Origin of the sequence: Mesorhizobium sp. M7A.F.Ca.CA.004.04.2.1, from assembly GCF_004022825.1 — a bacterium.
Lineage (GTDB): Bacteria > Pseudomonadota > Alphaproteobacteria > Rhizobiales > Rhizobiaceae > Mesorhizobium.
Genome location: NZ_RZPH01000045.1, coordinates 1 through 13,371, shown reverse-complemented (window position 1 = coordinate 13,371; position 13,371 = coordinate 1). Strand labels below are relative to the sequence as shown.

Below are 13,371 nucleotides of genomic sequence, written 5' to 3'. Positions count from 1 at the left end.
GTACGCGCCACTTCGAAGGTTCTGGCGGTGCGCGGCGCATAATCCTCGATCAGGCAGATCTTTGCAGTGGTGCCGCCCATGTCATAGGAGACGACCTTTTCCAGGCCGAATCGCCTGGCGATGTCGGCGGCGAAGATGGCGCCGCCGGCCGGGCCGGACTCAACGAGGCGCACGGGAAATTCCGAGGCCGTCTCTACCGAGATCAGACCGCCCCCCGAATGGATCATGAAGACCGGGCACTCGGCGCCCATCTCCTTCAAGCGAGTCTGGAAACGCGCGAGATAGTCCGCCATCTGCGGCCGCACATAGGCGTTGGCGCAGACCGTGTTGAAGCGTTCGAACTCGCGCATCTGCGGCGAGACTTCGGCGCTGATCGAAATCGGGATGGTAAGCTTGCGGGACAGGATAGCGCGTGCCCGGCGCTCATGATCAGGGTTGGTGTAGGCATGGATGAAGCCGATCGCCACGGAGCCGAAACCGCCGGCCGCGATCCGGTCGGCAATGCCTTCCAGGGCGGCTTCGTCGAGCGGTTGAAGCTCCTGGCCTTCCGCACCGATCCGGCCCTTTACCGTGAAACGGTGCTCGCGCGGGATTAGCGGCGCCGGCAGCTGCAGGTCGAGGTCATACTGCTCGAAACGGTTTTCGGTCCGCATCTCGATGACATCGCGGAACCCTTCGGTGGTGACCAGTGCGGTCTTGGCGCCACGGCGTTCGATGAGCGCATTCGTCGCCAGCGTCGTGCCGTGGATGATGATGCCGATCTCGGCAAGCGCGATACCGGCATCGCGCGTGACGACGGCAATGCCGTCCAGGATCGCCTGCTCGGGCGCCGCGTAATTGGTCAATACCTTGGTGGAGAAGATCGTTCCCCTGAGGTCGAGCGCGACGTCGGTGAACGTGCCGCCGATGTCCGCGCCGAGACGGATGTCGTCTTTGGAGGTCATGCCTTGTCCTTCTGGGAAGCGAGCGCGGCGTCACGCATCTGGGAAAGGGTCTGTCGGGGCGTCAGCGCTTCGGGAGATATGGCGATGTCGAGGACCGCTCCCGTCACGGATCCGAGCGCCCGATCGAACGCCGCCGCGAAATCGCGCGTCGCCTCGACCCGCTCGGCATGGAAGCCATAGGCCTTAGCCAGTGTCACGAAATCAGGGTTTTCGAGCGACGTGCCCGAAACGCGCGCCGGATAGTGGCGCTCCTGATGGGCGCGGATCGTGCCGTAGATGCCGTTGTTGAGGATCAGCACGATCGGCTGCGCGCCAGCCTGCATAGCGGTTCCGAGTTCCTGGCAATTCATCTGGAAGTCGCCGTCGCCGGCAAAGCAGACGACCGTGCGTTCTGGAAACGCAACCTTGGCGGCAATTGCCGCCGGCAGGCCGTAGCCCATGGCGCCAGACTGCGGGGCGAGCAGCCGTGCGTCCGGCCCGAACTTGAAGAACTTGTTCGGCCAGACGGTGAAATTGCCGGCGCCGTTGGTGAGAATGACGTCGGCAGGCAGGTTTGCGCGCAGCCAGGCGCTGACCTCCACCATGTCCACCGGGCCGGGCTGGACGGGCGCGCCGAATGTCCCTTCATAGGCTTTGCGGGCCGCGGCGCGCCAGTCCGCCCAGCCGCCTTTGACGGGCGTCAACGCCCGGGCAAAAGCGTTCGGCCCGGCATGGATACCGATAGCCGGCACATAGGTCTTGCCGATCTCGCGATCGGAGCCATGGACATGGATCAGTTTCTGGCGCGGCACCGGCACGGACAGCAGCGTATAGCCGTCCGTGGTCATCTCGCCAAAACGCACATTGACGGCCAGGATCACGTCGGCGTCGCGGAGCAGGGCTTTGACATGCGCCACCATGCCGACGCCGGCCTCGCCGACAAAGACCGGCGAATGGTTGTCGAACTGGTCCTGATAGCGAAAGGCCGCCACGACAGGGATGTCGGAAACCTCTGCGAAAGCCTGTAGCGCCGCGCGTCCGTCCACGGTCCAGTTGGCGCCGCCCATGAGCAGGACCGGCCTCTCGGCCTTGGCCAGCAGCCTGAAGGCCGAAGCGATCGCTTCCGGCGCCGGCGCCGGCTCGAAAATGGCCGCCGGTGCGCTGAGCGGAGCCGCTTCGGTCATGGTGGTCAGCATGTCCTCGGGCAGCGCGACCACGACGGGACCAGGTCGTCCGGTCAATGCGGTCGTCCATGCCCGCGCCACAATCTCGGGCAGGCGCGCGACATCGTCGATCTCGACCGCCCATTTGGCGACCGTGCCGAACACCGACCGGTAGTCGATTTCCTGAAACGCTTCGCGGCCCTTCATGTCGGTGCCGACCTGGCCGACGAACAGGATCATCGGCGAACTGTCCTGCATGGCCGTGTGAACGCCGATGCTGGCGTTGGTGGCGCCTGGGCCGCGCGTCACGAAACAGATGCCTGGCGAGCCGGTCAACTTGCCGTAGGCCGAGGCCATGAACGCCGCGCCGCCTTCATTGCGGCAAAGCGTGTAGTCCAGCTTTCCCTGCGTGTCGTGCAGCGCGTCCAGGACGGCCAGATAACTTTCTCCGGGCACGCCGAAGCTCCTGGTCGCGCCAAGCCCGATCAGGCACTCGACGAGAAGGCGGCCGCCATTGCGGATCATGCTTCGACATCCTCACTTTGGCGGCAGGTCGATCGAGCCTGCCTTCGGTTCATAGGTGCACGCAGGCGGTTCGGGGCGAAATCAAGAAATGCCGTCTATTCGAAAGTTTTTCTTTGCCGGGCAGCGCGCACCAGCACGCCCGGATTCATCGTGTCCCGTGGATCGAATGCATCCTTGAGCCGCGCCATGAGTTCGCGTTCCAATGGACTGCGGTTTCGGTCGGCCATGGCGACCTTTGCGCGGCCAAGTCCATGCTCGGCCGCGAAACTGCCGCCCATTTGCGTGGCGAGCGACGATAGCGCCTCGGCGAACCGCTCGGCCTTGCCGTCAAAATCGGCGCGGCCTTCCGGCGGCGACAGATTGTAGTGGATGTTGCCGTCGCCGAGATGCCCGAACGGGTTTATCCGCACGCCGGGAAGAATGTCGTCGCAGATCTCTGCGCCGGCCTCGACGAAACGGGCGATAGCGCCCGGAGGCACCGAGATGTCGTGCTTCAGCTGCTCTCCTTCCAGCCTCTGTCCTTCCGGCTGCTCCTCTCGCAGCCGCCAGAATTGTGCGCGATGCGCGCCCGTCGCCGCCAATGCTCCGTCCAGCACCAGGCCTTGCTCCATGCCCCACTCCAGCGCCGAAGCCAGTATCTCGTCGAGCGGAACGCGGGGGGCGCCCGATGCCAGTTCGACCAGCACATAGACCTCGCCGCGTGCCTCCAACTGGTAGGCGAGGTCGGGCAGGTGTTTGAGGGCCAGTCCCAGCCCGATGTCGGAGAAGAACTCGAGCCCGGTCAGGAATTCCCCCACCTCGCCCCGCAGAAAGGTGCCAAACGAAATCGCCGCGGCGAAATCGGACATGACGACAAGCGCGCTCGCCTGCCGCCGCGGCATCGGGTAGAGCCGCAGGATCGCGCGCGTCACGATGCCAAGCGTTCCTTCCGCGCCGCAATAGAGCTTGCGCAACTGGTAGCCGGCATTGTCTTTCTGCACCGCGCGCAGCCCGTTCCATATCGCCCCATCAGGGGTCACGACCTCCAGGCCAAGCACGAGGTCTTGCATCATGCCATACCGGAATGCCTGGCTGCCGCCGGCATTGGTGCCGACCAGGCCGCCGATCCTGGCGCTGCCTTCCGCGCCGAGATGCATCGGAAACATCAGGCCGTGCGGTTCCAGCGCCTCGTGCAGCGCGGCAAGCACGGCTCCCCCCTCGACGAGGATCGAGCCGCTGTCCAAGTCCGGTTTGCCGATCGCCGTCATGCGCGAAAGCGAAACGATCACCGCATCCGGCCGATCGGCGACGGCGCCGCCGCAAAGCCCGGTGTTGCCGCCTTGCGGCACGACCGCCAGACCGGCCGCGTGGCATGTCTTTACGACACTGGCCACTTCGGAGGTGTCCGCAGGCCTGGCCACGCCCAGAGCCGCGACGCCGTAGCGATCGAGCCAATCGCGCTGATAGGGCCTGGCATCGCTGCCCGAAAGCCATCCTTTCGGTCCGAGCATATCGCGCAAGGCGGTGACGGGATCAGTCACGGACATGGCTGCGGCCTGACGCGGGATCGTTGCATCGATCAGTGACCAAGCACCTGCGACAGGAACTGCCGCGTGCGCTCGTTGCGGGAGGAGGTGAAGAATTCATCGGGAGGCGCCTGTTCGACGATCTCGCCTCCATCCATGAAAATTACCCGGTCGGCAACCCGGCGCGCAAAACCCATCTCATGCGTGACGCAGATCATTGTCATGCCTTCGGAGGCGAGCGTGACTATGACGTCGAGCACTTCCGCGATCATTTCCGGGTCGAGCGCAGAGGTCGGCTCATCGAACAGCATGATCTCGGGCTGCATGCAAAGGGCACGCGCTATCGCGACCCGCTGTTGCTGGCCACCGGACAACTGACCGGGATACTTCATCGCCTGTTCGGGAATGCGTACCTTCTCCAGATAGCGCCGGGCGGTCGCCTCGGCATCCGCGCGCGGCACCTTGCGTACGATCATGGGCGCGAGCATGCAGTTCTCCAGCACCGTCATGTGTGGAAACAGGTTGAAGTGCTGGAACACCATGCCGACTTCCCGCCTGATCCCGTCGATGTTGCCGACATCGTCGTTGAGCTCGGTGCCGAGCACGGTGATCCGGCCGCCATTGTGCTGCTCCAGACGGTTGATGCAGCGGATCATGGTGGACTTGCCGGAGCCGGACGGGCCGCAGACGACGATCCTCTCGCCGCGATCCACGGACAAGCTCACCTTTCGCAGCGCCTGGAATGTCCCGTAATATTTGTCGAGATTTTCGATCAGCACCGCGGGGCCGCTGGATCGGGGCGAGTTTCCTGAAATCACGTAAACGCCCCCTATCGTTCGCCGACCGACATACGGCGCTCGAGAAAAGCGCCATAGCGGGACAGGCTGAACACGAAGATGAAGTAGATGAAGGCGATGAAGGCATAGACCTCGACATAGGCGAAGCGCCACTCGCCGGTGCCGTAGGCGGCATTGCCGGAGGCCAGGATCTCGAAGAAGCCGACGATGATCACCAGCGAAGTTTCCTTGAACGAGATCACGAACTGGTTGATCGTCGCCGGCAGCGCATTGCGCATGGCCTGCGGTAGAAGAATGCGGCCGACGCGCTGCCAATAGCGCATGCCAAGCGCCATGGCTGCCTCTTCTTGCCCACTGGGAACGCCCTGCATCCCACCCCTGACGATCTCCGCCTGGTAGGCGGAAAAAAACAGGGCCGAGCCCAGGATCACCCGGTACAGCTTGTCGCCCACCAGCCATTGCGGCAGTGCGAACGGCAGCACGATGGCGAAGGTGAACAGGATCGAGATCAGAGGCAATGAACGCACCCCGTCGATGATGAGGCCAGTGGTGCGGGAAATCCATGGCAGGCCGGAGCGGCGCAGCAGCGCCAGGCAGATCGCCAGCGGGAAGCCGATCAGGCAGGTGGTCACGAAGATGAACAGGGTCAGCGCCAGTCCGCCCCAGGCCTCCTCGCCGACATAGGGCAGACCAAGCACGCCGCCCTTCATCAGCACGTAGAAAAGCGCCGTTCCGGCTCCCCATACGAGTGCGATGCGGCGACCCGTCCAGAAGGCTGGAACGCAACTTAGCACCGTCATGACCACGACGATCAGGCAAGCCAGGGCCGACCGCCACTGCTCGTCATAGGGATAGAGGCCGAACAGGATGATGCGCCATCGCGCGGCAATGACCGACCAGCAGGCTCCCGCCGCCGCTTGGCAGGCTTCGGGTCCGCCGCTCGTCGTGAAGACGGCCGAGAAAACCGCCCAATTCAGGAGCTTCCAGGCCAGGAAGACCATGACCGCCAGGGAAGCCAGCGACAGCAATGCCTGCAGGGGCGTCGCAAAGAAGCGCCGCCTCAGATCCTCGATCTTGCCAATGGCAGGAGGGGCGACAACGACCATTTCCATCCCTCACCCCCTCAACTGGTTGCCCTTGAGGGCGATTGCTTTGTTGATGCGGTTGAAGATGGCGGCGAGGCTGAGGTTGATGACGAGGAAGCCAGCCATCAGGATGCCGATCGCTTCGATTGTCTGGCCGGAATGGTTGATCGTCAGCGCCACGATCATGAAGAAATCGGTGAAGCCCACCGCGATGCCCATTGTGGTCGCCTTCATCAGCCAGACATACTGGTTGGCGAGGATTGGCAGCATGGCGCGTAGTGCCAGCGGCAGCCGCACCAGCATGAAGACCCGCCACGGGCCGAGGCCCAGGGAAAGAGCCGCCTCGACCTGGCCCTTGCCGACAGCCTTGAACCCGCCGCGCACGATCTCGGCGATGTAGGAGCCGCCATAGATGGCGATCGCGATGGCCAGTGTCGCAAACTCCGGCGGAATGCGCAGGCCGCCTCGCAGATTGAGACCTTGCAGCGCCGGAAAATCGAGTAGCGGCGAGTCGGCCAGGCGGCCGGCCACCAGAACGATGGCCGCGCAGGCAAGTGCCGCCGCCGTGCCGGCAAGCTGAATGCCGCCACGCTGGCCGACCGGCAGGCTGAGGCGCGATGTCCTGCCCAGCCAGATCGGCAGCGCGATGGCGGCAATCACAGCCAATGTCGCCGCAGCGAGCGCGGCGCTGCTGATATTGGGGAACGGGATGTAAAGCCCCCGGCTGGTGAGGAGAAAGCCCCATCCCTCATGCGCGGCGCGCGGCGTCGGCAGATGGGTGATGACGGCATACCAGAAAAAAACCTGGAGGATCAGCGGGATGTTTCGGAAGATGTCCACATAGGTGCGGCCGAGCAGCCGGGCCAATTCGTTCGAGGATGTCCGCGCCAGGCCGACGATCGTTCCGACGATCGTCGCCAGCGTCAGGCCGACGGTTCCCAGAAACAGCGTATTGATGATCCCGATGAGGAAGTACCACCAATAAGGGTCGTTGGCCGTGGCGGGCAGCAGCGAGAAGTTCAGGTCCCAGCCCGTCGACTTGAACAGGAAGTCGAATCCGGAGGTGATCCCCTGCGCCGCCAGGTTCTGTCTGGCGATCACAATGCCGGCAAGCACCATCGCGGCGATCGAGCCGACATACAGGATCTGCAACAGTGCGTTGCGGACTTTTTGATTTCTCAGCAGGCTGACCATTCAGAAATCCTTCCCGAATTGCCGCGCGGTCCCGCCCGGCGGGAGCCGGGCGGGACCTGGAGCGGGATGCGTTCAGAACGGATCAATCAACAACCAGCGGGAACAGGACACCGCCATTGTTCCACAAATTGGTCAGTTCGCGATCCATCTTGTAGGGCGAGTCCTTGCCGAGATCGCGATCGAAGATTTCGCCGTAGTTGCCGACGTTCTTGATCACCTTGTAGGCCCAGTCGTCGGAGAGCCCGAGACCCTTGCCCATGCCTGGCGTGACGCCGAGGAATTTGGCGACCTGCGGTGAAGTCGGCTTGGCCTTTATCTCGTCGACGTTCTTCGAGGTGATGCCTTCCTGCTCGGCAAAGATCAGCGTGCTCAGCGTCCAGTTGGCGATGTCGACCCAGTTGTCGTCGCCTTGCCGCATGATCATGACTTCAGGCTCGACGGCGAGCACGTCGGGCAGGATGACATGGTCGTCGACCTTGCTCTTGGCGATGCGCGCAATGGCCAGTGTCGGACCCCACTGCGCATAAAGATCGCAGCGTCCCGAGAAATAGGCCTGCTCGAGCTCCTCGGTCTTCTCGATGAGCACCGGTTCGAGCTTGATGCCGAGCTTGGCAGTATAGGCAGCGACCTGCTGTTCCTGCGAGGTGCCGGCGGGAATGCAGATCGTGCCGCCTGCGGCATCCTTGAGCGACTTGAGGTTCAGCTCCTTGTGCGCCATCACCTTGGTGGTCCCGAGATAGTAGGACATGGAGAACTGCAGCCCAAGTTCGGTGTCGCGGCTGAGCGTGCCGCCCGAGGCCTTGACGATGATGTCGACATCGCCGGACTGCAGGGCCGGCCAGCGCTGGGCCCAGCTGATAGGAACGACTTTCAGCTTCGCAGGGTCGCCGAACACGGCCGCGGCCACCGCCTTGCAGAGGTCGATGTCCATGCCCTTCCAGTTGCCCTTGTCGTCCACCTCGGCGAAGCCGAGATAGGAGCCGTCATGGCCGGTGCAGTTCAGCATGCCGCGTGCCTTGACGGTTTCGAGCGTCTTGCCGCCGGCGGCTTCCGCCGGCGCCGCAAAATGCACGAGGCCAAGGGCCAGGGCCGAAGCCCCCCATTTCATCATTTTCATGTTCCGTCTCCACTGTTTGAGGTTGTTTGGTTTCTTGTTGTTGGAGGCCCGAAAGGCGTCTTTCAGGCCTCGGTCTCGAAGCCGCTTCTAGTCGGAAAGCGGGGCCGGTTTCGGTAACGAGGAAATCGTGAGGTCGCCGCGCCAATCCTGCTGAGCCAGCCATCGGTGAAGTGCCGCGACCGCCTTCACGCGCAGATGTCCGCGTGGGACGACAAGATAGAAGCCCGGGACTTCCTCCGGCTTCATGTCGGCAATGGCGTCGCGGCCGATCGGCGCGACCAGCGTGCCCGCCCGGAAATCTTCCTCGGCATCGATGACGGAAACCAAGCCCACACCTATGCCTTGCAAGGTCGCCCGGCGCATGGTCGCGGCGTCGTCGAAGCTGATGCTGCGGTCGCCATCCGTCAGTTCCACGCCAAGGTGGCGCAATATGTCCGGCCACAGACGCTTCGACTTGACGGTGTCGAGCAACGTGAACTGTGTCAGATCATGCGCCGACTTGATCCTTTCGCCGATCGCCGGCGTGCAGCAGATGATCTTCGGATCCGGCACCAGCAACGTGGTTTCATAGTCGGACCAGTTGCCGTAGCCCCACTGGACCGTCATATCGATATCGTCGCGCCCGAAATCGGGCAGGTCGACCATGGTCGTCAGGCGCAGGTCCGCGCCCGGCAAGATTTCCCGGAACAACGAAAGCCGCGGCAGGAGATAATGCGTGGCGAAGTATGGGCTCGCATTCAGGTTGATGCGGTCCCGATAGTTCGACTTGGTGACGCGGCGAACGCCTTCGGCAAACTCGTTGAAGCCGGCTTTGACATAGTGCGACAGAAGAATGGCCGACTCGGTCAGTTCGATCGACCGGCCCTTACGCTCGAACAGCGTTACCTGGAGCGTATCCTCCAGAAGCTTGATCTGCTGTCCGACGGCCTGCGGCGTGACCAGCAATTCATCCGCCGCCTGCCGAAAGCTCTTGTGCTGCGCGACCGCGTGGAACACGCGCAGAGCATTCAGCGAGGGAAGGCGCAGCTTGCCGGTCATCGAAATTCCGTTCCTTTCCCTGCTTGTGGCCCGGTCGGTCATGCACTGCCTCGGTCATGCACTGCCAGAGTTCAGTCGCCCGCGGCGAAAGAGACTTAGGCGTATATGTAACCACCTGAAACAATTACGTTTTCACCGGTCATGTAAGTGTTCTTGGGGCTGCCCGTCATCAGCACCCATTCGGCAATCTCCTTTGGCTCGGCACCGCGGCCGAGCGGGCTCGCCTTGGCCAGTTCCTCCAGGAAGCCGAGCGCTTTCGCCTTCTCCGTCGCCATGCCGGCCGGCGCCACCGAATTCACCAGAATGCCGTCCTTCGCCACGTGATGGGCAAAGGATCGGGTAAGGCTGACGACGGCGGCCTTGGTCGCCGCATAGTGAGCGTTCTGCGGATGCGCCTTGAAGGCGTCGACCGAGGTCAGGTTCACGATCCGGCCGCGGACGTGGCTCTTCGGCTCCTGCGATTGCATGTGGCGAACCGCCGCCACCATCATGTGGTAGGTGCCCTTGATGTTGATGCCGTTGGAGGCATCCCAGTCGGCGTCGGTGATTTCGAGGAGCGGGCGGCGAGGGTAGATCGCGGCACAATTGATCAGCGTGTCGACGCGCCCGAGTTTCGAAACGATCGCCTCGAATGCGGCGTGGCACTGTGGGCCTACCTGGATGTCGCAAAGGGCGGTCGCGGTAGGCAGTCCGCTGGCCTTCGCGGTCGCCAGCGCGGACTCGGCGGCTTCCTGGTTGATGTCGATGATGCCGATCTTTGCCGCTCCGGCCTCGACAGCCATCTCGGCTAAGAGGGCACCGAGGCCGGCACCACCGCCAACGATCAGAACGGAAAGATCTTTCATCCCAGTTTTCCTTACTTGGTACCGCTTGGCGAGGTTGGCCAAGTCGGCATGATGTCGAAACGGGTAACGTCGGCCCACGCGGGGAGCCCAAGCACAGCGACGACCATCCTGGCCACGTCATCCGGCTGCACCACTTTGCTGGCGTACATGGCTGCGCGCGCGTTGGCGTCGAGGATGTCCTGGTAGAGCTGCGTCTCGACACGGCCGGCAACGATCTCGGTGACGCGTACGCCCGATGGGGAGAGGTCGGCGCGCAGCGCTGCTGCAAAGCCTGATATCGCCGCCTTGGTCGCTGAATAGACGGCAATGTTGGAGTATGCCGCGTGGCCCGCTGTGGAGCCGGTGAACAATACATGCCCGGACTGCCGCTCGCGCATTTGCGGGACGACGAGGCGCGTGAGCAGGATTGCCGCGCTGAGGTTCACCTCGAGCGTGGTGTCGATGTCAGCGATCTCCATATCGGCGAAGTTGCCGAGCGGCGGCATGACCCCGGCATTGTTGATCAGCACGTCGATGGTGAGATCCGCCAGGGCCGCTTCCAGGGCCTCGCGGTCGGTGACGTCGACGGCAATCGGCACGATGCCGGGCCGCTGTGCCTGCAGCTCCTTGAGCGCGGCCTGGCTGCGCCCGACCGCATAGACGTCGTAGCCGGCGTCGCTCAGCGCGATCGCTATGGCCCGCCCTATGCCGCTCGTCGCACCGGTGATGAAGGCTGTCGTCACGTGGGCTTTCCTGATTGTCTGTTTTCAGTTTGCGGCCCGGGCCGATGCCGCGAAACCAAGAAAACCAGCAAAAAGGAAAGATAAACTTTCGAAAATTTCGGATGCCTCCAAAATCCCTTGGGGTGTTCGGATAACCGCAGCAGCCGAAAACCCAGGGAAACGCTGGCAAGCTGGCGCCTTCAGCCCTTGGGAAACCCGCGCAGCCGGTGACGGAACAAAAAACACGGCTTTCGCAACGGATGTCTAATTTTCAGCTCAGGCGCGCCGATGCGATCGAATTCGCGAGGCCTCATCCGCCTGTCGAGGCAGGCCTTTTCATGTCGGTGAAAAGTGAGGCCGCCGCCGCCTTCTGCTCGGCTTCGATTGCCTCCACGCCAGAGGCTCGGGCCAGGGCGCGCACCCGCCCGAGACTGTTGTGCAGGTGCTTGCGCATGGCCTGGCGGGCGGCGCGGCCATCCTGCCTTTCGATGGCGTCGACGATTGTCTTATGTTCGCTGTGTATGCGCGCGTAATAGCTGTCCTTGAGTTCGGGCGTGACCAGATAGCCGAGCTGGAAGCGCGGCACGATCATCGGCCCGAGATAGCTTAGGAAACCGTGGATGAATTCATTTCGTGCCGCCTTGGCGATCGCCAGGTGGAAATCATAGTCGTAGTGGATCTGGACGACGGCGGGATCGGCCTGCTGGGCGTCGACCTGTTCCATCAAGGTGCGGATCGCGCTGGCTTCCGCATCGGTGCGCCGTTCCGCGCACAATCCCGCCGACTCCACCTCGACGCTCAACCTCAGCTCGAGCAGCGCAATGGTTTCCGGCAAGGTCCTGAGCGCTTCGTCCGGTATCGAGAAGTTGCGCGGCGCCGGCGTCTCGCTGACGAACATGCCGCGCCCCTGCTGCGGCACCACCAGGCCTTCGGAACGCAGTCGCGCCACAGCTTCCCGCACCACGGTGCGGCTGACATCGTACTCGGCGCAAAGCTCCGCCTCAGTCGGCAATTGCGCGCCGGGCAGCAGCTGTCCGGAGCGGATCTTCTCGGACAGGCTCTCCGCCACGACGGTGGAAAGCGGCTTGCGCTTCGTCATCAGTCTCCCTCTCGCCAGATTCGGGATGATGCCCGAACCGGCAGGACCATTCAAACCGCCGCGGTGACGATCAGCTCGACCAGCATTCCGGGCTTCGCCATCCGTCCTTCGCCCGATGAGCGCGCCGGTGCGTGCTCCCCGGGCATCCAGGCGTCCCACACCGCATTGACCTCGTCGAAATCCCTGATGTCGTCCAGCCACATCTGCACATGAAGGATGCGGGTCTTGTCCGTGCCCGCCTTGCCAAGCAGCGCATCGATCTTGCCGAGCACCTCGCGCATCTGGTCGGCCGCGGACTGGCCGGGCCTCGCGACCTGGCCGGTGAGGTAGAGCGTGCCGTTATGGATGACGCCATGGTGTATGCGGGTATCGAAGTCGAAGCGCTGGATGTCGCTCACTGGCGAGATATTGATCACTGGATTATCCTTGTCAGATAGCCGGCGTTTGCCGGATGGGATTTCCCTGCAGATATTGTGCGTAAGGCGCCTGAACCAGCCAGCCGGCGTCGACCGGCAAGGTGACGCCGGTAATCGAAGCGGCGCGCTCCGAGCAGAGGAACAATGCCGCCTCGGCGACGTCGCGCGGCTCGACGAAGCGTCGCAGCGCCGTGGTGGCCTGTATGGCTTCGGGGTTGCGTTCACCCCTGGCGATCTTGGTCTTCAGACCATCGGAAAGTGTATAGCCGGGCGCGACCGCATTGACGCGAACGCCATGCGGGCCGAGTTCGGCGGCGAGGATCTGGGTCAGGGCCAGGACCGCATGCTTTCCCGGCGTGTAGGCGGGCAGCGACAGCGGCGCGAAAGAGGCGAGCGAGCCGACATTCAGGATCGCGCCTCGCCGGGCGGCCGACATCAGCCGGCCAAACACCTGGCACCCCAACAGCGTGCCGCGATAATTCACCCGCCACATCTTCTCGTCCTCGTCCAGATCCTGATCAAGGACGTACTTGCCGCTCTGCAAGATGCCGGCGCAGTTGACGACGACGTGAGGCGTGCCGAACCCGTCGCTGACAATCCGTGCCAGAGCCTCGACTGAGCCGCTATCTGCGACATCTGTCTGGACAAACAGCGCACGCGGCGCGCCCGCCGCCTGGCAGGAGCCGGCCGCCTCATTGCCCCTCGTCGCATCCCGGCCGGAGACGACCACATGATAACCGTCTTCTGCGAAGCGCTGCGCGATAGCGCGTCCGATGCCGGAGGTGCCGCCGATGACGACGGCAGTCGGTGTCTCAGCCATGGCCGCGGTCCTTGCCTTCGATGTCGAAGAATTCGGACATCGCCCGGACCTGGAAATCCATCATCGGGCGTCCCGGTTGAACGCGGCAGCCGATCCCCTTGGCCGCCCGCAGCAGAGCGGTTTCCGCAGGCTCCATGATGATG

At 63.5% G+C, this 13,371-nt stretch carries 14 protein-coding genes; 1 reads left to right on the top strand and 13 read right to left on the bottom strand.

The genetic code is table 11. The features are described from left to right. The 10 genes from EN893_RS04040 to EN893_RS03995 form a co-directional block, all read right to left on the bottom strand. Positions 1–944, bottom strand: a 944-nt coding sequence (locus EN893_RS04040; protein ID WP_164900710.1) for a hydantoinase/oxoprolinase family protein, incomplete at its 3' end; no start/stop codon positions are given. Further along, complete coding sequence (locus tag EN893_RS04035; protein ID WP_128361410.1) at positions 941–2,611, bottom strand: thiamine pyrophosphate-binding protein; 1,671 nt, start codon at positions 2,609–2,611, stop codon at positions 941–943. The genes EN893_RS04040 and EN893_RS04035, both read right to left, overlap by 4 nt. 95 nt (positions 2,612–2,706) lie before the next feature. Beyond that, positions 2,707–4,137, bottom strand: coding sequence for an FAD-binding oxidoreductase (locus EN893_RS04030; protein WP_236383032.1), 1,431 nt, complete (start codon positions 4,135–4,137; stop codon positions 2,707–2,709). A 32-nt stretch (positions 4,138–4,169) separates the two neighbouring features. Further along, entirely contained in the window at positions 4,170–4,934 is a 765-nt protein-coding gene (locus EN893_RS04025) for an amino acid ABC transporter ATP-binding protein (protein ID WP_127267664.1), read from the bottom strand. Between the two features lie 11 nt (positions 4,935–4,945). After that, on the bottom strand, positions 4,946–6,025 hold the full coding sequence (locus EN893_RS04020) for an amino acid ABC transporter permease (RefSeq protein ID WP_127267663.1): 1,080 nt from the start codon (positions 6,023–6,025) through the stop codon (positions 4,946–4,948). 3 nt (positions 6,026–6,028) lie between these two features. Next, the gene (locus tag EN893_RS04015) at positions 6,029–7,192 is read right to left on the bottom strand and encodes an ABC transporter permease subunit (RefSeq protein WP_127267662.1); all 1,164 of its coding nucleotides are present in this window, start codon (positions 7,190–7,192) and stop codon (positions 6,029–6,031) included. 82 nt (positions 7,193–7,274) lie between these two features. Next, the gene (locus EN893_RS04010; protein WP_127267661.1) at positions 7,275–8,309 is read right to left on the bottom strand and encodes an amino acid ABC transporter substrate-binding protein; all 1,035 of its coding nucleotides are present in this window, start codon (positions 8,307–8,309) and stop codon (positions 7,275–7,277) included. Positions 8,310–8,396: 87 nt separating this feature from the next. Next, positions 8,397–9,347: a LysR substrate-binding domain-containing protein gene (locus tag EN893_RS04005; RefSeq protein ID WP_023810154.1), complete on the bottom strand. Its 951-nt coding sequence runs from the start codon at positions 9,345–9,347 to the stop codon at positions 8,397–8,399. 95 nt (positions 9,348–9,442) lie between these two features. After that, the gene (locus EN893_RS04000) at positions 9,443–10,192 is read right to left on the bottom strand and encodes an SDR family oxidoreductase (RefSeq protein WP_127271850.1); all 750 of its coding nucleotides are present in this window, start codon (positions 10,190–10,192) and stop codon (positions 9,443–9,445) included. An 11-nt stretch (positions 10,193–10,203) separates the two neighbouring features. Continuing rightward, positions 10,204–10,914 (bottom strand): SDR family oxidoreductase, encoded by a 711-nt coding sequence (locus EN893_RS03995; RefSeq protein WP_127268816.1) that lies wholly within the window; start codon positions 10,912–10,914, stop codon positions 10,204–10,206. Between EN893_RS03995 and EN893_RS03990 the strand changes: the two genes are divergently transcribed. Continuing rightward, positions 10,898–11,161 (top strand): hypothetical protein, encoded by a 264-nt coding sequence (locus EN893_RS03990; RefSeq protein WP_127268817.1) that lies wholly within the window; start codon positions 10,898–10,900, stop codon positions 11,159–11,161. The two genes, EN893_RS03995 and EN893_RS03990, sit on opposite strands and share 17 nt — an antisense overlap. A 42-nt stretch (positions 11,162–11,203) precedes the next feature. On the opposite strand, the gene EN893_RS03985 is transcribed toward EN893_RS03990, so the two are convergent. From EN893_RS03985 to EN893_RS03975, 3 genes are read right to left on the bottom strand one after another with little or no spacing between them, the layout of a single operon-like run. Further along, on the bottom strand, positions 11,204–11,992 hold the full coding sequence (locus EN893_RS03985; RefSeq protein ID WP_164749433.1) for a FadR/GntR family transcriptional regulator: 789 nt from the start codon (positions 11,990–11,992) through the stop codon (positions 11,204–11,206). Between the two features lie 50 nt (positions 11,993–12,042). After that, complete coding sequence (locus tag EN893_RS03980; RefSeq protein WP_023810158.1) at positions 12,043–12,390, bottom strand: RidA family protein; 348 nt, start codon at positions 12,388–12,390, stop codon at positions 12,043–12,045. 31 nt (positions 12,391–12,421) lie between these two features. Beyond that, entirely contained in the window at positions 12,422–13,228 is an 807-nt protein-coding gene (locus tag EN893_RS03975; protein WP_127268819.1) for an SDR family oxidoreductase, read from the bottom strand. Positions 13,229–13,371 lie beyond the last annotated feature (143 nt).